The sequence below is a fragment of the uncultured Phenylobacterium sp. genome (assembly GCF_902826855.1).
Taxonomy (GTDB): Bacteria; Pseudomonadota; Alphaproteobacteria; order Caulobacterales; family Caulobacteraceae; genus Phenylobacterium.
In genome coordinates this window covers 21,771-41,756 of record NZ_CADEGK010000014.1, presented here as the reverse complement: position 1 = coordinate 41,756, position 19,986 = coordinate 21,771, and the positions used below count along the sequence as shown (strand labels likewise).

Sequence of the window (19,986 nt, the reverse complement as noted above, 5' to 3'; positions counted from 1 at the left end):
TGATTTGGTCGGATCACGTGGTATTTCGGGGCTACCTAAGCCGGAGCGAGCCCGCTAGAACTGCAGTAGGTGCGCCGGGGGAGTGAGCATGGGGGCAGCACGGACGTCGCGGGTCATCGGAGCGCTTTGCGCAACCGTGGCAGTGGCAGTGTGCGCGGTCGGGGTGTTGGCCGGCCGCACGGCGTTCGCGCAGGCGGAACGGCCGGTCGTCTCGCGTGGAGTCCACGAGGGCGTGGCGTCCTGCGCGGACTCCAGCTGCCACAGTCGCCAAGTCGATTCCGGCGTCGTCGTGCGGCAGAACGAGTTGATTACCTGGCAGGACCCTTCAAGCCCGGCCGGCGTGCACAGCCGGGCCTGGCGGGTGCTGACCCAGCCCCGCGCCCAAGCTATCGCGCGCAAGATGGGCATCGGCCCGGCGGAAGACGCAAAGGAATGCCTCGGCTGCCATGCCGATCCGGCGCCGGCAAACCTCCGGGGCGCCAAATTCCGCGTGGAAGACGGCGTCGGCTGCGAGGCTTGCCATGGCGGCTCCTCGGGGTGGCTGGCCAGCCACCGGACCGTGAGCGGGACCCACGCGAACAATGTCGCGAACGGCATGCGCGCGCTCGAGAATCCGAAGGTGCGCGCGAACGTCTGCCTCGACTGCCACTTCGGCAGCTCCAAGCCTGGCCAGTTCGTCACTCACCGGATCATGGCCGCCGGCCATCCGCGGGTCAGTTTCGAGCTCGACCTTTTCTCCAGCCTGCTGCAGCACTGGGACGTCGACGCCGACTACGTGAAGCGCAAGGGCTACGCTGGCGGCGTGCGCACCTGGGCCGTGGGCCAGGCGATGGCGGTCGACCGGGCGCTGACCCTCTATTCGGAACCGGGCGGCCGGGGGCAGGGGGCGTTCCCCGAGCTCTACTTCTTCGACTGCCATAGCTGCCATCGCGAGATCCAGGACGACCCAAAGGCGCGCCCGACGTGGGAAGCCAACCCCGGCCGGCCGATCCCTGCGGGCCAACCACCGTTCAATGACGAGAACATGATCATGCTGGCGGCGGCGGCGCAGGCGGTGTCCCCGAGCCTGGCGGCGCGCTTCGAGGCCGACTCTCGGGCCTTCCACGTCGCCATGGCGCGGGATCGGAACGAATCGATGCGGGCCGCAGGCCGGTTGGCGGCGTCCGCCCGGGCGCTCTCCGACGCTTTCGCAAGGCATGACTTTAGCCGCCGGGAGACCTTGGCGATCCTGGACGCCGTGCTGACCGGCGAGATCAGCAAGCGCTATACTGACTATGCCGGCAGCGCCCAGGCCGTGATGGCCGCCGACACGCTGCTGAACGCCCTGGTCAGCTCTGGTCAGGCCGACCGTGGGGCGGTGGCCCGGATCCGGCCCACTCTCACGGCCGCGTACGCCCAGGTGCGGGATCCCAACGCCTATCGGCCAGGCGCCTTCCGTACTTCTCTCGCCCAGGTCGCCCAGGCTGCGAGGTCGCTCAGATGATGTCGGCGTCGCGTCTGGCCGTGTTCGTGGCCGCTTTGGCGCTGGTCTCCTGCGGCGGCGGAGGCGGGACGAACAGCAGCGTTCCCACCGCCCCTCCGCCCGCGCCGCCCCCGCCCCAGGGGGCGTATACCCTGCCGGGCGCGCAGGCGCTCAGCGTCGCCGACGTGGAGCAGGTGATCGCCCAGGCCGTGGCCGAAGCGAGGGCGCGCAACCTGCCGGTTGTGATCGCCGTGACCGACCGGCCCGGCAACGTGTTGGCCGTCTATTCCATGGCCGGGGCGCGGGCGACGACGGTGACCCGACGCGGGCCCACGGGCGTCAACACGGACGCGCAGGGCCTGCCCGTGCCGGCAGCTGGCGCGGCTATCGCCAAGGCGATCACCGGGGCTTACCTGTCTTCTTCGGGCGGCAATGCCTTCTCGACCCGCACGGCCAGTCAGATCGTCCAGGAGCACTTCCCGCCCGCGCCGACGACGGTCGGGCTGGAGGCGGGCCCGCTGTTCGGGGTCCAGTTCTCGCAGCTGCCGTGCTCGGACGTCGTCACGCGGGTGGCCAACGCCTCGGTCGGGCCGCGCCGCTCGCCGCTCGGCCTGTCGGCGGACCCCGGCGGCTTCCCGCTCTACAAGAACGGCGTGCTGGTGGGCGGCATCGGCGTCGTCGGCGACAACGACTACGGGTTCGACACCAACATCCTGGACGTCGAGGACGACGCCGAAGAGGCGATCGCCATCGCCGGGACCATCGGCTTCGAAGCCCCTCGCGAACAGCAGGCCAACCGGATCACGGTGGACGGCACGACGCTGCGCTACACCGACGTGACCGCCGCGACGCTCCGGACCACGCCGGCCAGCGCGCCGACCTTCGCGAGCCTGCCGGGGGGCGCCGGCGCGTTCACGGCCGTCACCGGCTACTACGCCGGGGGCGGCGCCCTGCCGGGCGTCGTCTACGGCACGGAGGCCTCTGGCCTGCGCCTCGCCACCAGCGCCGAGTTCTCGATCCCGAGCTCGATGGTCCTCTCCGACGGCTCGGGCCAGAACCGCTTCCCGATCCGCGCGGGCACCGACGGCGCCGACGGTATCGCCCCGCTCACCGCCGCCGAGGTGCGTGCGGTGCTCGAAGAAGCCTTCACGATCATGAGCCGCGCGCGCGGCCAGATCCGCCGGCCGCTGGACAGCCGCGCCCAGGTTTCGATCACCGTGGTGGACAGCCGCGGCCAGATCCTGGGCCTGGTTCGGGCTCCCGATGCGCCGATCTTCGGCATCGACGTCTCCGCCCAGAAGGCGCGTACGGTGGCCCTGCTGTCGGCGCCCACGGCCGGCGCCGAGTTGCTGGCGAACCCGGATGCCGACGTACGCTTGTTCGTGCAGCGGGCGCGGGACTTCATTCCCGATCCCGTCTTCCTGACCGGCAAGACCGCCTTCGGCGCCAAGTCGATCGGCAACCTGGCGCGGCCCTATTTCCCGGACGGCGAGGTTGGGCGGCCGAACGGGCCATTCTCGCGGCCGATCACCCTGTGGAGCCCGCTGTCGACGGGGCTGCAGTCGGCGCTGATCATCAACAATCTCGGTGCGCACCTGGGCTTCATCTCCGGGGCGACGGCCACCGACACCCCGGGTGTCTGCACCAACCTGCCGCAGGTCGCGCCGGGCCAGAACCGCCTGCAGAACGGTCTGCAGATCTTCTCCGGGTCGGTGCCGCTATTCCGCGGAAACATGTTGGTCGGCGCCGTCGGCGTATCCGGCGACGGCATCGACCAGGACGACATGATCTCGTTCCTGGGCGCCCACAACGGCGGTCTCAAGGCCGGCGGGATCGGCAATGCGCCGGCGGCCATGCGCGCCGACCAGCTCCTCGTCGGGCCAACGAACACGCGTCTGCGCTATGTGGGCTGCCCGTTCGCGCCGTTCCTGGACAACCAGGATCAGAACGTGTGTCAGGGCAAATAGGCATGCGCAGGGCTCCTTTCCTCGCACTCGGCGCCATCGCCGCCCTCGCCGGACAGCAGGCCAAGGCCGCGCCGGCGCAAGGCCCCGTGGCCGTCGCACGCCCGCTGACCATCGACGACATCCTGGACCGCGCATGCGGACCGATGCAGACGGCGTCGGTAGCCTTGGCGGCCCGCGACGCCTCGGCGCAGGAACAGCCAGGTCCCGAGGTCACCGCCTCGCCGGCCGATGCGCCGCCGCAGGACGCCGCGCCGCTGGACGGCCGCCGGCGGCCCGGTCGCGTCGAGGAGTTCCCCGCTCCGATCCGGCAGGAGAACCCGGGGGCCGTGCGCGCGCCGCCGCCCGAGGCGTTCCCGAAAGACGAGATCCCGGTGCCGGACCGCTGGCGCCTTGCGGGCGCGCTCGGCGTGTCACGGCCGCGGCTGATTGATCCGTACAACCAGAACTTCCTCAAGGGCGACCTGCCCATCAAGGGCACTGAAGACTGGTTCCTGAACGTCAGCCTGATCTCCGACACGGTTTTCGAGCCGCGGAGTTTCCCCATCCCCGTGGGGGTGCAGACGACCGAGCGGGCCGGTAGCCTCGACGTGTTCGGCAAGGACACCAGTCTGGTGTTCGCCCAGACCTTCATCGCCGCGGCGTCGCTGGTGAAGGGTTCCACGGCCTACAAGCCGCCGGAGTACGAGTTCCGCGTCGCTGTGGCCGGCCAGTACAACTACGTCGACGTGCCCGAACGCCGGGTGCTCAACGTCAAGCCCTCCAAGCCGTCGCACCGCAACGACGCCTTCATCGGCCTGCAGGAAGCCTTCCTCGACTACCACCTGCGCAACATCGGCGAGCGCTACGACTTCGATTCGATCCGGGTTGGCATCCAGCCGTTCAACACCGACTTCCGCGGCTTCCTGTTCCAGGACAACCAACTGGGCGTCCGCCTGTTCGGTAACCGCGACAACAACCGCTTCCAGTACAACCTGGCGGTCTTCCGGCGGATCGAGAAGGACACCAACTCCGGCCTCAACGACGTCGGCCAGAAGCTGCGCGAGGACTATGTCTTCATCGCCAACGTGTTCCGCCAGGACCTGCCGATCCCGGGCCTGACGTCGCAACTGACCGTGGTGCACAATCGCAACCACGAGGGCGACGACATCCAGATCGACCACAACGGGTTCCCGGTGCGCCCGGCGCTGATCGGCAACCTGAAGGGCCGCAACTACGAGGTGACCTACCTCGGCTACAATGCCGACGGCCACTGGGGGCGCGTCAATCTGACGGCGTCGGCCTACTACGCCTACGGCCAGGACCGGAATTCGATCTTCACCGACCGCAAGGCGAAGATCCGCAGCTACTTCGTGGCCGTCGAGCCCTCGATCGATTTCAGCTGGGTCCGGGTGCGCCTCAACGGCCTCTACGCGTCCGGCGACAAGAACCCCTACGACAACACCGAGCGAGGGTTCGACGCGATCCAGGAGAACCCGCAGTTCGTGGGCTCCGACACCAGTTACTGGATCCGCCAGACGATCCCGTTCGCCGGCGGTGGCCGCGTGATCGGGGTCAATGGCCGCAACGGCCTGTTGAACAGCCTGCGCTCCTCCAAGGACGAAGGTCAGTCGAACTTCAACAATCCCGGCACGGTCATCTTCGGGGCCGGCGCGGACTTCGATGTGACGCCGGAGCTTCGCATCACGACCAATCTCAACCACTTCGGTTTCGCCAACACCGCCACCGTGCAGGCGCTACGCCAGGAGGGGTCGATTCCCAAGTCGCTTGGCTGGGACGCCTCGGTGTCGGCGATCTGGCGGCCGTTCATGACGCAGAACATCGTGGTGCGCCTGTCAGGCGCGGCATTCGATCCGGGGAAGGGCTTCAAGGACCTCTTCGCGAACGCAGAGCGCAACAAGCGCTACTACTCGGTATTGGCCAACATCATATTCACGTATTAGGGGCAAGATGTTGAAAGCGTGGGGAAAAAGGCTGAGGATGGGGGCGCTGGCGGCGCTGGCCTTGCTCGTGCCTGTCACGCTGAGCGCGTCCGAGAGCGAGAAGCCGGTAAAGCGCCACTATGTTTCCGCGCCGGCCGCGAAACTCGGCATGACCGACGCGGAAGTGGACGCCGACAGCGTGGGTTGCGTCTCCTGCCACACGGCCTCCGACGCCAAGACGATGCACCTGTCCAACGCGGTAAAGCTGGGCTGCGTGAGCTGCCACGGCGGCGACGCCACGGCGATCGCGCCCGCCGGCCTGGACCCGAAGTCGAAGCCGTACGCCGAAATCCGCGACAAGGGCCATGTGCTGCCCAAGTATCCGAAGACCTGGCACTTCCCGAGCTCAGCGAACCCGAAGCAGAGCTACACGCTCTTCAACAAGGAGAGCCCGGAGTTCGTCCGGTTCGTGAACCCCTCGGACTATCGTGTGGCCCGCAAGGCCTGCGGCGCCTGTCACATGGAGCTGATCGAAAAGGCCGAGCGGTCGCTGATGGCCACCGGGGCCATGTTCTTCGGCGGCGCCTCGTACAACAACGGCATTCTGCCCTTCAAGAACTACGTCCTGGGCGAGGCCTACACGGCCCATGGCGAACCCGCGACGGTCAAGTCCCCGGGCGATCCGCCCGGGCAGGTGACGGCGGCCCAGGCCAAGCGCGGCGCCCTGCCGATCCTCTATCCCGCGCCGACCTGGCAGGTGACGCCGCCCGGCGACATCTTCCGCGTGTTCGAGCGTGGCGGCCGCAACATCAACACCCAGTTCGCCGAGGTGGGGCTGCCGAATTCCCTGGGCCAGATCCAGCGCCTGGAAGAGCCTGGCCGGCCCGACCTGAAGCAGTCGAACCGCGGGCCCGGCACCGGGCTGCGCGTGGCGATCCCGCTGCTCAACATCCACAAGACCCGCCTGAACGACCCCTTCACCTGGTTCCTGGGCACCAACGACCAGCCCGGCGATTACCGCTCTTCCGGGTGCGCATCCTGCCACGTGGTCTATGCGAACAACCGCCAGGTGCACGCCAGCCTGACCTGGGCCAAGTACGGCCGTGACGGCAAAAGCTTCACCGACGACCCGACCATCAACAAGGAAGAGTCAGGCCACCCGATCAAGCACGCGTTCACGCGCGCCATCCCGACCGCCCAGTGCATGAACTGCCACATGCACCAGCCGAACATGTTCGTGAACACCTACCTCGGCTACACGATGTGGGACTACGAAGCCGACGCTCCGTTCATGTGGCCCGAGAAGCAGAAGTACCCGACCACGGAGGAGGTGCGCCACGTCCTGGATCGCAACCCCGAGGGCGCGGCGCCCAAGGGTAACTGGGCCGACCTGGACTTCCTGCGCAATGTGTTCGACCTGAACTCCAAGCTGAACGACACCCAGTTCGCCGACTACCATGGCCACGGCTGGAACTTCCGCGGCATCTTCAAGCGTGACCGCGAAGGCAACCTGCTCGACCGCAAGGGCGACATCGTCACCGCCCAGGGTCCGGCCAAATGGCCGAAGGAGCTCTATCCGAAGACCGACAAGCCGGGCCCCGACCCGCTCGGTGAGGATCCCAAGCTGAACGACGGCAAGGCGGTCCATATGATGGACATCCACGCCGAGAAGGGCATGCAGTGCGCCGACTGCCACTTCGCCCAGGACAGCCACGGCTCTGGCCTGATCATGGGTGAAGTCGCCAACGCGGTGGAGATCCGCTGCCGCGACTGCCACGGCACCACCTCGGCCTATCCGACGCTGCGCACGTCCGGTCCCGCGGCCAGTCCCAAGGGCAACGACCTCACCCTGCTGCGCAACCCCGATGGTCAGCGCCGCTTCGAGTGGGTGGAGCGTGAGGGCCGCCAGGTGCTGGTCCAGCGCTCGCTGCTCGACCCGAACCTGGAGTGGCGCATCCACCTGACCAAGGACACGGTCGATCCAACGCACCCCGACTTCAACGCCAAGTCCGCGCGCGCCAAGCTGGTGTCGAAGATCAGCCAGAACGGCAAGCCGATGACCTGGGGTCCCGGTGTGCCGGCCAGCGACCGCGCCCACACCGAAGACAACATGGAATGCTTCGCCTGCCACACCTCGTGGACCACGGCGTGCGCCGGTTGCCATCTGCCGATCGAGGCCAACTGGAAGACCAAGAGCCACAAGTTCGAGGGCGAGGAGACGCGGAACTACGCCACCTACAATCCGCAGGTGGCCCGCGACGACATGTTCCAGCTGGGCAAGCACCAGACCACCAAGGGCTGGACCATCGCGCCCATCCGCTCGTCGTCAGCCCTGGTGCTGTCCTCGACGAACGTGAACCGCGAGCGGATCTACGTGCAGCAGCCGCCGATCGCCGCCTCGGGCTTCTCCAGCCAGGCGTTCGCTCCGCACTTCCCGCATACGGTGCGCACAACTGAAACCAAGACCTGCTCGGACTGCCACGTCTCCGCCGACAACGACAACAACGCCATCATGGCGCAGCTGCTGCTGCTGGGGACCAACTACGTCAACTTCGTGGGCCAGAACGCCTGGGTCGGCCTGGAAAGCGCTATCGAGGCGGTCCGCGTCTCCGAGTGGGGCGAACCGCAGGCGGTGTTCGGCTCCTACCTGCACAAGTATGCCTATCCCGACTACTACAAGGCCCACGAGGAGAACGGCCGGGAGCTGAAGACCTGGGTGCGCGGCAAGCCGTTCGTGGACGGCTTGAAGGGCGGCGAGGAGGACTCCGCGGAGTATATCCGCAACGTCGTCCATAAGACCGATGGCGCATCGCGCTGCCTGCAGCTGCGTGGCGAGTACATGTACGTGGCGAGCGGGAAGGGCGGCTTCCGCGCCTACGACGTGGCAAGCATCGCCAACAAGTCGATCTCGCAGCCGGTCATCACCGCGCCGTTCTCGGCGCTGCGCAACGACACCCGCGTGGCCACCAAGAACGCCACCTGCATGGCGCTGCCGACCAACCAGTCGATCGCGCCGTTGCGCAACGAACACATGCAGCGGCTGAACGCCCAGGGCATGCCCCTGAAGGACGGCGAGCAGAGCCTTCTGCAGGCCAATCAGGAGCAGGAGTTCCTGGCGATCTACTCGTACGCGGTGATCACCGACAGCGAGGAAGGCCTGATCCTGGTCAACGTGAATACCCTGGCCGACGGTGACCCGCGCAACAACAACCTCAAGCGCGCGGTGACCTGGAACCCCGGCGGGGTGCTGAAGGGCGCGCGCCATATCACCCTGGGCGGGCATTACGCCTACATCGCCGCGGACGCCGGCCTGGTGGTGGTGGACCTGAAGAACCCGCTCGCCCCGGCGCTCGCCGCCACCGTCCCGCTCGCCGATGTGCGCGGCTCGGCCCTGCAGTTCCGCTACCTGTGGGTCACTACCGCCCGCGGCCTGGAGGTCCTGGACGTCACCAACCTGGCCCAGCCGCGGTTGGTCGAGGGCGCCACGATCCCGCTGGTCGACGCGCGCCGCGTCTACGTGGCCCGCACCTATGCCTACGTGGCGGCCAAGAAGGACGGCCTCGTCATCGTCGACGTGAAGAACCCGGAGCGGCCGCGCATCTACCAGAAGTTCGACGCCGGTGGGCAGCTCAACGACGCCGAGGATGTCATCGTGGGCTCGACCAACGCCTCGCTGTTCGCCTACGTCGCCGACGGCAGGAACGGTCTGAAGGTGCTGCAACTGACCAGCCCGGTTAGCCAGCCCAACTTCTACGGCTTCTCGCCGGCCCCCAAGCCGGAGCTGATCGGCTGGGTGAAGACCCCGTCGCCGGCCGTGGCGCTCTCCAAGGGCCTGGACCGCGACCGGGCGGTGGACGAGACCGGCGGCCAGATCGCCATCTTCGGCCGCCTGGGCTCACGCCCCCTCAGCCGCGACGAGATGGCCCGCTTCTTCACCGACGCCTGGGGCCGCCCCTACCGCGTGACCGATGCCCCGGACATGCAGGCCTGGCTGGGCCCGAAGATCCTGCCCAGGTCGATGGCGGGGCGGTAGGTCCTCGCCGTCGAGGAGAGAGTTACCGCCCAGGCGCATGGGCGGTCGCGTCAGCGTTCACGGCGTCGGCGCGTCAGCGCCGTATTGATTCAACTGCGAACGAACGCAAATGGACGCGAACGCGCCGAGGCGGACCGCAGGTCCCTGCCTTCTCCCTGTCGAGAGGTCGGTGTTCGACGCGAGCCGAGCGTCCGCAGGCAGGACGCGTTCGCGCCCATTTGCGTGCGCTCGCGGTTCAGGATGACAGCGGCTTAGGCGCGCTCGGCGCTCCCGCGCTACGCCTCGACGGGCGGTTCCACCGGCGTGGTGTAGGCTGGGATCGGCACCGGGACGCCCTTCAGGTCGATCTCGCCGACCGCCTCGATGGGGACGTGGCGCTTGGCGAGCTTCAGCGTATCGCCGGAGAACAGTATGCGCGTGCCGAAGGTCTTGTTGGCGGCTTCGAGGCGCGCGGCGATCACCACCACCTCGCCATAGGCCGTGTAGTTGAAGCGCCGCTCGCCGCCGAAGTTGCCGACCAGGCCGATGCCCGATGAGACGCCCATGCGCGTGTAGCCGAAGTTGATTCCGCGGGCGATCATCTTCTGGCGGATTTCCAGGGCGTAGGTGTCGATCTCGCGGCAGCAGGCGAGGGCGCGGTCGGCGTGGTCCTCGGAGGGCACCGGCGCGCCGAAGATGGCGATGATGCCGTCGCCGGTCATCTTGTCGATCATCGCCTCATGCTTCCACAGGAGGTCGATGATTCCGTCGAAATACTCGTTGATGACCCCTTCGAAGGTCTCCAGGTCGAGGCTGGCCACCAGGTTGGAAAAGTTCTCCAGGTCCGAGATCATCACCGTGATCTCGCGCTCTTCGGCGCCGATCTTCACCTCCTCGCGCCCGTCGACCATGCGGTCGATCACCTGTGGGGCCAGGTAGCGCTCGAGCGTGGAGGAATAGAACGCCCGCTGGTTCTGGAGGTCAGCCGCCGCCAGCCGCGAGAGGACGAAGAAGCCGAACGCGAAGGCGATGGCCGGAGCCGCCATCGGCAGCATCAGGGCGAAGCGCTCGTAGGCAAGATAGGAGACCACCGCGCCGCCGGCCAGGAAGAGGAACAGGATGCCGATCGACATCCACCACTTCTGCGTCGAGCGGCCCATCATCGCGCCGCCTAGCGCGGCCGCCAGCACGACGACCGCGTCCCACAGCCAGCCGGGCGTCTTTACCCGGTCGCCATCCAGCATCTGCGACAGCGCGTGTACATGCACTTCCACGCCGGGCGTGCCCTGCTGATGGCCCGGTTGGAAGCGCAGCGGGGTTGAGTGCATGTCCTCCTTGGGCGTGTCGGAATCAACCGTCGCGGCGCGGGTATTGCTGCCGATAAACGCGATCTTGTCCTTCAGCTTGTCGGCCGGCGCGAATTCGGCGAACGCGGCGGAGAAGGCGGGGCTGATCGAGCCGGCGTTCTCCGCCTGGGCGTCCTTGTCGGGCTGGCGGTAGCGGATCGCGAAGGTGCCGGGTGGCGGCGCCTTGCCGGTGGCGGCCAACTGGGCTTCGCCAGCCAGAGAATAGAACTTCCCCGGCTTCGCGTCGTACTTGCGGATGACGTCGTCGTAGTCGGAGTGAGTCAACGCGCGCGCATCGGAATAGCGCAGCTTCTTGGAGACCGGATAGTCGACGCCGGGTGTCCGGTTCGGATCGACGGCCACCACGATGGGCGCCTTGACGCCGGCGATCCGCTTCTCGAAGTCCGCGAACTCCGGACTGTCGAGCTGGCCTCCGGACGGGCCGGGCTCCCAGGTGTCGAGCAGGTAGTCGACGACGATCACCTTCGCGCCGCGCGCATCCAGCGTGGCGATCAGGTCGCCCAGCCAGGCCTTGTTGATTGGCGCCAGGCAGTGGCACGGCGAGGCCTCGGCCATGGCGTTTGTCGCCGCGTCGTCGATCTTGATGATCACGAAGTCCGGCTTGGCCGCCGGCGCGCCGGCCGACAGGCGCAGGTCGTAGGTCAGGTTCTCCACGAAGCGGATCGGGGTGGTCTGGTTGAGGGCGAGCGCCGCGGCCATGGACGCCAGGGCCACGCCGGCGACGACGATCGCGTCCGCCCAGGTCTTGCCGCCGACCGCCCGCAGGCGCGCGAGGCCGCCGGCAACAGCGCCCATTATCCCCCGCCGCGTCCCCGGCATGGCTCAGGCTTGCTTTCGGAACGGGAAGTTGTAGGTGACCGCCGGCTTGTAGGAGCCTGCCAGGCAGATGTGGCTGGTCAGGTCACCGTCCTGGGCCATCAGCAGAGCGAAGCCGGGCGGTTCCTCAACGAGGATCTCGCGGCCGTCCGGCGTGTGCATGTCGACCTCGGTGAGGTCGAGGGTGAGTTGGATCGAGGTGGCGGGTGCGGCCAGCAGCGCATGGCCCGCGAAGATGCCGGAGAACGCCCGGTGGATGTGGCCGCACAGTATCATCTTCACCTGCTCGCGGCCGGTCAGCACCTGATGCAGGCGCGAAATCCAGGGTGAGCTTGGGTCTGGGTCCATCCAGCGGATGCCGCTCGGGATCGGTGGGTGATGCAGGACGACGCAGGTGGGAGTGTCCGGCGCCTCGTCCAGCGTCTTGGCCAGCCACGCCGCGCGGGGTTCGTCGTACTCGCCCTCGTTCGGCCCCTCGAGCGTATCGCAGATCACCAGCCGCACGCCCGGATAGTCGACGACGTACTGCAGGAACCCGTGCTCATCGAGCTTGTCGCGGTACTCAGGGAAGACTTCGAGGAAGGTGTCCCGGCCATCGTGGTTTCCTAGCGCGTAGAGCACCGGGATTTCGCACTTGGCCATCACTCGCTTGAGCTCGTCGTACTCTTCCTTCTCGCCGCGGTCGATCAGGTCGCCGGAGGCGATGATGGCGACGGGGCGGGGGCGCAGGCCATGGATCGTGTTCAGCACCTGGCGCAGACGGGTTTCGTTACGCCGCTGGTTCAGCGGGTCCTTCTCCGTCGTCACGTGGAGGTCGGTGATCTGAGCGATCGTTAGCAAAAAAGCCGCCTCCCCAAGCAGCAGCGCGCACTATCCCAAAGGTTTATACGAAAGCTCACCGGCGTCGGATGACTAGGTTGCGAATTTCGGTCATGTCTTCCATGGCGAACCGGACGCCCTCTCGGCCAAGGCCGGAATCCTTGACCCCGCCATAGGGCATGTTGTCGACACGATAGCTCGGGACGTCGCCGATGACGACGCCGCCGACATCGAGGTGGTCCCAGGCGTCGAGCATCTTGTAGAGGTCGCGGGTGAAGATACCGGTCTGGAGGCCGAACTTCGAGTCGTTCACCTCGGCCAGGGCGTCGTTGAAGTCGGTGAACTTCGACAGGATCGCCACCGGGCCGAAGGCCTCCTCGGCATAGAGGGCGGCCTTGCGCCCCACGCCTTCCAGCAGCGTGGCCTCCAGCATCGCGCCCTCGCGCTTGCCGCCCACCAGCAGCTTGGCGCCGTCGGCGACCGCAGCCTGGATCCAGCTGTCGAGGCGGGCGGCCTCCTTGACGTCGATCATGGGCCCGACAAACGTGGCTTCATCGTGCGGATCGCCGGTGACCAGGGTCTTGGTCTTGGCCACCAGCCGGTCGCGAAGTTCGTCGTAGATCGACGCGTGGATGATGATCCGCTGCACGCCGATGCAGGACTGGCCCGACTGGTAGAAGGCGCCGAAGATGATCCGCTCGACGGCGTCGTCGAGGTCGGTGTCGGCATCGACGATCACGGCGGCGTTGCCACCCAGCTCGAGGACCACCTTCTTCTTGCCGGCCTTGGCCTTCAGGTCCCAGCCGACGCCGGGCGAGCCGGTGAAGCTGAGCAGCTTCAGACGCTCGTCGGTGGTGAACAGGTCCGCGCCGTCGCGCTGCGCCGGCAGGATCGAGAACGCGCCCTTCGGCAGGTCGGTCTCGGCCAGGATCTCGCCCATGATGATCGCGCCCAGCGGCGTGCGCGAGGCCGGCTTCATCACGAAGGGACAGCCGACGGCGATCGCCGGGGCGATCTTATGGGCGGCGAGGTTCAGCGGGAAATTGAAGGGGCTGATGAACGAGCAGGGGCCGATCGGCACCCGCTTCCACATGCCCTGATAGCCCTTGGCGCGCGGCGAGATATCCAGGGGCTGGACCTCGCCCGTCATCCGGACCGATTCCTCTGCGGCGATGCGGAAGGTGTCGATCAGGCGGGTGACCTCGCCGCGGGCGTCGCGGATAGGCTTGCCGGCCTCCACGCAGAGCGCATAGGCCAACTCGTCGTACCGCTCCTGGAAGCGCTTCACGCAGTGGGCCAGCACATCCTGGCGCGCGTAAGCTGGCATACGGGCCATAGGCTCGGCCGCCTCGACGGTGGCGGCGATGCCGGCGTCGATGATCGCCGCGTTGGCCAGGGCTACGCGGGTCGCCACCTTGCCGGTGTACTTGTCCGTGACCTCCAGATCGAGGTTCGGGGTCTGGGCCTCGTTGGCCAGGTAGAGCGGGTAGGAGTCCTTCAGGGCGGCCATGTCCGTGTCCTTGCCGGGCCGCCGCTCTAGAGCGCCGCGCTCAGTTCCTTGATCTGCTTGTTCAGGATCAGATCGTTGTCCGAGTAGTCGATGGGGCAGTCGATCAGATGAACACCGGGTGTGTCGAGGCACTCCTTCAGAAGCTTCGGCAGGTGCTCGGCGCTTTCGACGCGGTGGCCCTTGGCTCCGTAGCTCTCGGCGTACTTCACGAAATCCGGGTTGTCGTAGGTGAGTCCCCAGTCCTTGAAGCCCATGTTGGCCTGCTTCCAGCGGATCATGCCGTAGCTGTTGTCGTTGAGGATCAGGACCGTGATGTTCAGCTTCAGGCGGACGGCGGTCTCCATCTCCTGGCTGTTCATCATGAAGCCGCCATCGCCGCAGATCGCGAGCACCTTGCGGTCGGGGTAGACCATGTTCGACGCCATCGCCGACGGGAGGCCCGCGCCCATGGTGGCGAGTGCGTTGTCGAGGAGGACGGTGTTGGGCATCCGCGCGGGATAATTGCGCGCGAACCAGATCTTATAGACCCCGTTGTCCAGGCAGATGATGCCGTTGTCGGGCATGGCCTTGCGGATCTGCGCCACGGCGTACTGCGGATAGATCGGGAAGCGCATGTCGCCTTCCGACGCCTTGGCGTGGGCGACCTCGGCGTCGCGGGCCGCGTGCATCTTGGAGAAGTCCCAGCTCGCCTGGGGAAGGATGTCTTCCTTGATCTGCCAGATGGCGTTGCCGATATCGCCGATCACTTCGTACTGCGGGAAGTAGACGGGATCGACCTCGGCCGAGCGGAAGCTGATGTGGATCACTTCCGTGCCGCCCACCTCCATGAAGAACGGCGGCTTTTCGATCACGTCGTGACCGACGTTGATGATCAGGTCGGCCGCGCGGATGGCGGCATGGACGAAGTCACCGGCGGAGAGCGCCGCGCATCCGACGAACTTGTCGCTCGTCTCGTCGACCACCCCCTTGCCGAGCTGGGTGGACACGAAGGGAATGCCGGTCTTCTCGATGAACTGCGAGAGCATCCGGCTGGTCATGGTGCGGTTGGCGCCGGCGCCGATCACCAGGATTGGGGACTTGGCCTGCTCGATCCGCTTGGCCGCGGCGCGGATCGACTTCTCGTCGGCCACCGGACGCCGCGCGTTGCTCTTGGGCATCGGCTTCGATTCGGTGTGCTCGTCGGCGATGTCCTCCGGGAACTCGATGTGCACGGCGCCGGGCTTTTCCTCCTGCGCCAGGCGGAAGGCCTCCCGGACCCTGGAGGGGATGTTGTCGGCCGAGGCCAGCTGGTGGGTGAACTTGGTGAGCGGCCCCATCATGGAGACGACGTCGAGGATCTGGAATCGGCCCTGCTTGGACTTCTTGATCGGCTTCTGGCCGGTCAGCATCATCATCGGCATGCCGCCCAACTGCGCATAGGCCGCCGCGGTGACGAAGTTGGTCGCGCCCGGACCCAGGGTGGCCACGCAAACGCCGGCCTTGCCGGTGTGCCGCCCATAGGTTGCGGCCATGAAGCCCGCGGCCTGCTCGTGGCGGGTCAGGACCAGCTGGATTTTCTTCGACCGGCTGAGGCTGTCCAGGAAGTCCAGGTTCTCTTCGCCGGGAACCCCGAAGACGTGCAGTACGCCCTCGTCTTCCAGGCATTGCACGAACAAATCAGACGCCTTGGTCATTTCATCAGCCCCCATCCAACCAACGAGTTGTCGCAAATTCCACCGGCTCATCAAGGGCCGAATGACCGAGCTTGAGCTTTGCCGCCGGAAATGCGCTTAAGTCCGGTTACATTTCGTAGTTAGGTTGGGCTGGAAAAGCCGCAGGTGCGAACGCGCGCCGGTTATCAGGGGGCAGTCATGGCAGTAAACGATCACGTCGATCTGGCGGGTTTCATCGAGGGCGTGAAGCGCCGCAATCCCGGCCAGCCGGAGTTCGCCCAGGCAGTGCAGGAAGTCGCCGAGGACATCTTCGACTTCATCCAAGACAAGGAGGAGTACCACCGCTACCAGATCCTGCGCCGCATCGCCGAGCCGGATCGGGTGGTCAGCTTCCGGGTCTGCTGGGAAGACGACAACGGCAACATCCGCGTGCAGCGCGGCTGGCGCGTCCAGAACAACAATTCCATCGGGCCCTACAAGGGCGGCATCCGCTTCCACCCCTCCGTGACCGAGAGCGTGCTGAAGTTCCTGGCCTTCGAGCAGACCTTCAAGAATGCGCTCACCGGGCTGCCCATGGGCGGCGGCAAGGGCGGGGCGAACTTCAACCCGAAGGGCAAGTCCGACAATGAAGTGATGCGCTTCTGCCAGTCCTTCATGAACGAGCTCTACCGCTACATCGGCGCGGACATCGACGTGCCGGCCGGCGACATCGGCGTGGGCGGTCGCGAGATCGGCTACATGTTCGGCCAGTACAAGCGCCTGACCAACGAGTTCACCGGCGTGCTGACGGGCAAGGGCCTGGAATACGGCGGCAGCCTGATCCGCACCGAAGCCACCGGCTACGGCGCGGTCTATTTCCTGCGCAACATGCTGGCGACCCAGAAGGACGGGATCGAGGGCAAGAAGGTGGTGATCTCGGGCTCCGGCAACGTGGCCACCCACGCCGCCGAGAAGATCAACCAACTGGGCGGGAAGGTCCTGACCCTGTCGGATTCCGAAGGGTTCATCTACGACCCGGCCGGGATCAGCCAGGAGAAGGTCAACTGGATCAAGGAGCTGAAGAACAAGCGCCGTGGCCGGATTTCCGAGTACGCCAAGGAGTTCACCGGATCCGAGTTCGTCTCCGGCAAGACCCCGTGGGGCGTCCCCTGCGACCTGGCGCTGCCCTGCGCCACGCAGAACGAGCTTACCGGCGATGACGCGCGCACCCTGGTCGGGAACGGCTGCAAGGCGGTGTCGGAAGGCGCCAACATGCCGACCACCCTGGAAGGGGTGCACGTCTTCAAGGACGCCCAGATCCTGTTCGCGCCCGGCAAGGCCGCCAACGCCGGCGGCGTGTCGGTCTCCGGACTGGAGATGAGCCAGAACTCGGCCCGCATCTCCTGGAAGGAAGAGGAGCTGCAGCGCCTGCTGGAGGATATCATGGCCGGAATCCACGCCTCTTGCGTCGAATACGGCGGCCGTCCGGGGTCCAAGGTCACCGACTATGTCCGCGGCGCCAACATCGCCGGGTTCAAGAAGGTGGCCGATGCGATGCTGGCCTTCGGGGTCGTGTAACCACAACCAGAAACGTCATGGCCGGGCTTGTCCCGGCCATCCATAGACGCCGAGGCGGCCGTCATCGCGCAAGCGGGGCGGCCGCTTCCATGTCCGGCGGACGAACTGCGCTTCTGGATGGCCCGGACACGCCCGGCCATGACGAGCGGTAGAGGGGTTTTACCCCGGGGCCTTCCCGGCGGTTATCTGGCTCCAGCGCAACGTCTCCAGCGGCGGATGACCGGGCTTGGGCGTCGCCTTCCCGGGCGCGTGGAAGCTGTGGCAGGTCGCGCACTCGCCGTCGCTGGCCGCGGCCGTCTTGGTCTTCGGCTGGCCGTGGCAGGCGTTGCACTTGGCGATGTCGGGCACCAGGACATCGGAGGTCCGGTCGGAGACCGCCGCCTTGTGACAGTCGGCGCATTTGTAACCGCCGGCCTTGGACTGCCCCGGACCGCCGTGCTCGGGCGTCGCGTGGTCGAAGGCGCCGCGTGGCATGTAGCTGGTGGTGAGTTTCACCGCCTGCACGCTGGGCCGTCCCTCGGGCGTCCAGGTGATGGTGTGGCAGTCGAAGCAGGCGCCGCCCGGGCGGAACGGCGAGCCGCTCACCGCCGACGGCGGGGCGGTCCCTGGCAGGGGCGTGGGCCGCGCGGTGCCGGGCCGGACACGGTTCGAACCGCCCATGCTCCCGCCGCCGGCGATCATCATGGTCTTCTCGACCTCGCCATGTGGATAGAGGCGCAACTCGCTGCCGACGCGCGCGTAGGCCAGGCTGTGGCAGCTGCCGCAGTCCTTCTCCATCTGGATGGGTTGGAAGCTGCGACCGGTCGCGTCGGGACGGTGGCAGGACTCGCACTCCAGGGCGGCGCCATAGCCGCGCGCCGCGCCAAGGCCGATGGCCTGCTTGGCGACCCCACCCAGCGGATCGAGGTGCATGCGGTGCGGGAAGATCAGGCCGTTCCGCTCCTGCGGCGCCCCGGTCAGAGCCATCCGCTGGAACGTCGGCTTCACGCCCTCGGCCGAGGTCATGATCAGCGGGCGGAAGGCCGGGTGGCGGTTCCAGTCCGGCGTATCGATCAGCTCGGTCTTGCCCAGCCGCGTCTTCAGTTTCGAGTGGCAGCTCTCGCAGTCGTTGACCACGACCATCTTGGGCTTGTCGGCCAGCGGCGCCTTCGGGTCCCCGCCCTTTGCCGGGGGAGTGACCTTGGTGTGCTCGATGTGGCAGCTGGCGCAGCGGTCGGTCGGATGGCCCAGCGTCCGCTGAACGATCGTGGTGACCTTCGCGCCGAACCCATCGGGCAGGGGGGCGGACTGGCTCAGCTTCTTCGGATCGGCGTGATCGAAGATCAGGGTGGGGCGATAGGGGCTGCCCCCGTCCCGGGCCTTGGCGAGGACCTTGGCCTGGGCCGCAGGGTCGTGGCTGGCCTGGTGGCAGGACTTGCAGGACTCGTCGCGCACGGCGACGAACGACTTGGCGTGACACGACTTGCAGTCGGTCTCGAGGAAGGCATGCGACTTCGACAGGGGTCCGGTGGACCACTGCTGGTCCGGATGGATCTTCGACTGAGACAGCAATCCGGCGAACAGCAGCGGGATGAGCAGGCAGATCACGAAGATGCCGGAGCCGAACACCCAGGCCATCTTGCGCCGGCCGAACACCTTCGACTGCAGCGAGAAGACCTTCGGCGTAGCGTGGCTCTCGTGCTCGGCGTGGGTGACGGTGACGACGGCGCCGCCGTCCGGGCCAGGCTCGAAGGCGAGCCGATAGCTCGCGAACTCCACCTGCGGGCGGCTGGCCACGTCGATGTCGGCCCGTTGCACCGGACGGCCGCCGACCAGGAATGGACGCCCGCTGACGGATTCCAGCGTGATCCGGCCCGGGCCGGAGAAGCGCATCTTGGCGTGCTGCGGATCGATCGTCAGGTCGGTGAGGACGATGCCGCTGTCGGCCGCGCGGCCGATGCTGAGCTCCGGTCCGGGCAGCTGCCGCTCGCGGACGATGGGATCGCCGCCGCCGGCGCGCTCGGTGATCAGTTTGAGATGGAATTCTTGGGCCACCGGCTCACCAGTACGCAAAGACGCTGGCGATGTGCGCCGTGAGCGCCGCCAGAAGGGCGAAGGTGGCCGGGATGTGCACGAACAGCCACCCCTCCAGGAAGGCGGTGATCTGCATCTGCCGCCGCGCCAGGGCCAGGACCTCGGCCTTCTGCTGCATGAGCTGCTCCAGCTTGGTCAGGGCTTCCGCTTGCGCCGGGTTCGATGCCGGGGGCAGGGCGCGCAGCCTCGCCGCGGCCCGCCTGTTCGCGCAGTTTCCATAGCCGTTGGTGAGCCGCGTCCAGAAGCCGCCGCCCAATTCCGTGTCCTCGATGGACATCCGCGCCAGCTCGGCGCCGGCCCGGTCCAGGGGCTGGGCCACGTCGTGCATCTGGCGGTCCAGGCTCTCGATGCTCTCCAGCATCTGCTTGCGCGTGGTCTCGCCCCGGTTGCCATGCAGGCGCTGCGGCAGGGTGGCGTAGGCCCAGATGCCCAGGGCCCCCGAGACGATGACCAGCATCATCAGCACGTAGGCCAGGGTGTGGATATTCCAGCCGAACTGGAAGCCGGTGTGCAGGGTGGCCAGCACCGTCAGCGACAGGCCGAGATAGACATGCGCGGAAACCCACGCCTTCAGCGAGTAGTGGCCGGAGGTGATCACCCGCTTGCGGATGCCGAGGCAGGCCAGCCAGACGATCAGCCCGGCGCTGATCGTGCCCAGTATGTAGCCGATCCAGCTGCCGCCGCTGGGCGGCTCGTCGAGGCTCGCTGCGGTGAAGAAATAGACGCCGACCGCGACCACGCAGAGCGCGGTGGCGATCTGCGCGAACATGAAATGCTTATGCCGCAGGAACCCCTCGTGGGTCCGCTGCTTCACTCGTTCCGTATGCCCCCC

At 67.2% G+C, this 19,986-nt stretch carries 11 protein-coding genes; 5 read left to right on the top strand and 6 right to left on the bottom strand.

The features are described 5' to 3' along the window. The first annotated feature begins 136 nt into the window (after positions 1–136). Genes QZV94_RS03905 through QZV94_RS03890 form a run of 4 tightly spaced genes read left to right on the top strand, consistent with a single transcriptional unit; the run spans position 137 to position 9,381 of the window. Positions 137–1,483: a multiheme c-type cytochrome gene (locus tag QZV94_RS03905; RefSeq protein WP_293676494.1), complete on the top strand. Its 1,347-nt coding sequence runs from the start codon at positions 137–139 to the stop codon at positions 1,481–1,483. Next, a complete protein-coding gene (locus QZV94_RS03900; protein WP_293676493.1) occupies positions 1,480–3,429 on the top strand; it encodes a heme-binding protein in 1,950 nt (649 codons plus the stop codon). The genes QZV94_RS03905 and QZV94_RS03900 overlap by 4 nt, the downstream gene beginning before the upstream one ends. A 2-nt stretch (positions 3,430–3,431) precedes the next feature. Further along, a complete protein-coding gene (locus tag QZV94_RS03895) occupies positions 3,432–5,369 on the top strand; it encodes a hypothetical protein (protein ID WP_293676492.1) in 1,938 nt (645 codons plus the stop codon). Positions 5,370–5,406: 37 nt separating this feature from the next. Next, a complete protein-coding gene (locus tag QZV94_RS03890) occupies positions 5,407–9,381 on the top strand; it encodes a hypothetical protein (RefSeq protein ID WP_293676491.1) in 3,975 nt (1,324 codons plus the stop codon). 275 nt (positions 9,382–9,656) lie between these two features. On the opposite strand, the gene QZV94_RS03885 is transcribed toward QZV94_RS03890, so the two are convergent. Genes QZV94_RS03885 through QZV94_RS03870 form a run of 4 tightly spaced genes read right to left on the bottom strand, consistent with a single transcriptional unit; the run spans position 9,657 to position 15,545 of the window. Continuing rightward, positions 9,657–11,522 carry a CHASE2 domain-containing protein gene (locus tag QZV94_RS03885; protein WP_293676490.1) on the bottom strand — a complete coding sequence of 622 codons (1,866 nt, stop codon included), beginning with the start codon at positions 11,520–11,522 and terminating at the stop codon, positions 9,657–9,659. 27 nt (positions 11,523–11,549) lie between these two features. Next, on the bottom strand, positions 11,550–12,383 hold the full coding sequence (locus QZV94_RS03880; RefSeq protein ID WP_293676489.1) for a phosphodiesterase: 834 nt from the start codon (positions 12,381–12,383) through the stop codon (positions 11,550–11,552). A gap of 55 nt (positions 12,384–12,438) precedes the next feature. Further along, positions 12,439–13,872, bottom strand: coding sequence for an aldehyde dehydrogenase family protein (locus QZV94_RS03875; protein ID WP_293676488.1), 1,434 nt, complete (start codon positions 13,870–13,872; stop codon positions 12,439–12,441). A gap of 26 nt (positions 13,873–13,898) precedes the next feature. Beyond that, positions 13,899–15,545, bottom strand: coding sequence for an acetolactate synthase large subunit (locus QZV94_RS03870; protein WP_293676487.1), 1,647 nt, complete (start codon positions 15,543–15,545; stop codon positions 13,899–13,901). Between the two features lie 177 nt (positions 15,546–15,722). Here QZV94_RS03870 and gdhA point away from each other — a divergent pair, with 177 nt between their 5' ends. After that, positions 15,723–17,081: an NADP-specific glutamate dehydrogenase gene (gdhA, locus tag QZV94_RS03865; protein WP_293676486.1), complete on the top strand. Its 1,359-nt coding sequence runs from the start codon at positions 15,723–15,725 to the stop codon at positions 17,079–17,081. Positions 17,082–17,240: 159 nt separating this feature from the next. Here the strand turns inward: gdhA and QZV94_RS03860 are convergent, their stop codons facing one another. Beyond that, positions 17,241–19,115, bottom strand: a complete 1,875-nt coding sequence (locus QZV94_RS03860; RefSeq protein ID WP_293676485.1) for a cytochrome c3 family protein — start codon at positions 19,113–19,115, stop codon at positions 17,241–17,243. A 4-nt stretch (positions 19,116–19,119) separates the two neighbouring features. Further along, positions 19,120–19,968, bottom strand: a complete 849-nt coding sequence (locus tag QZV94_RS03855; RefSeq protein ID WP_293676484.1) for a hypothetical protein — start codon at positions 19,966–19,968, stop codon at positions 19,120–19,122. Positions 19,969–19,986: the final 18 nt, after the last annotated feature.

Bases quoted from the DNA above. Each gene is read 5' to 3' on its own strand.
- QZV94_RS03900 (WP_293676493.1), top strand. From the start codon at position 1,480: ATGATGTCGGCGTCGCGTCTGGCCGTGTTCGTGGCCGCTTTGGCGCTG.
- QZV94_RS03895 (WP_293676492.1), top strand. From the start codon at position 3,432: ATGCGCAGGGCTCCTTTCCTCGCACTCGGCGCCATCGCCGCCCTCGCC.
- QZV94_RS03890 (WP_293676491.1), top strand. From the start codon at position 5,407: ATGGGGGCGCTGGCGGCGCTGGCCTTGCTCGTGCCTGTCACGCTGAGC.
- QZV94_RS03885 (WP_293676490.1), bottom strand. From the start codon at position 11,522: ATGGGCGCTGTTGCCGGCGGCCTCGCGCGCCTGCGGGCGGTCGGCGGC.
- QZV94_RS03875 (WP_293676488.1), bottom strand. From the start codon at position 13,872: ATGGCCGCCCTGAAGGACTCCTACCCGCTCTACCTGGCCAACGAGGCC.
- QZV94_RS03870 (WP_293676487.1), bottom strand. From the start codon at position 15,545: ATGACCAAGGCGTCTGATTTGTTCGTGCAATGCCTGGAAGACGAGGGC.
- gdhA (WP_293676486.1), top strand. From the start codon at position 15,723: ATGGCAGTAAACGATCACGTCGATCTGGCGGGTTTCATCGAGGGCGTG.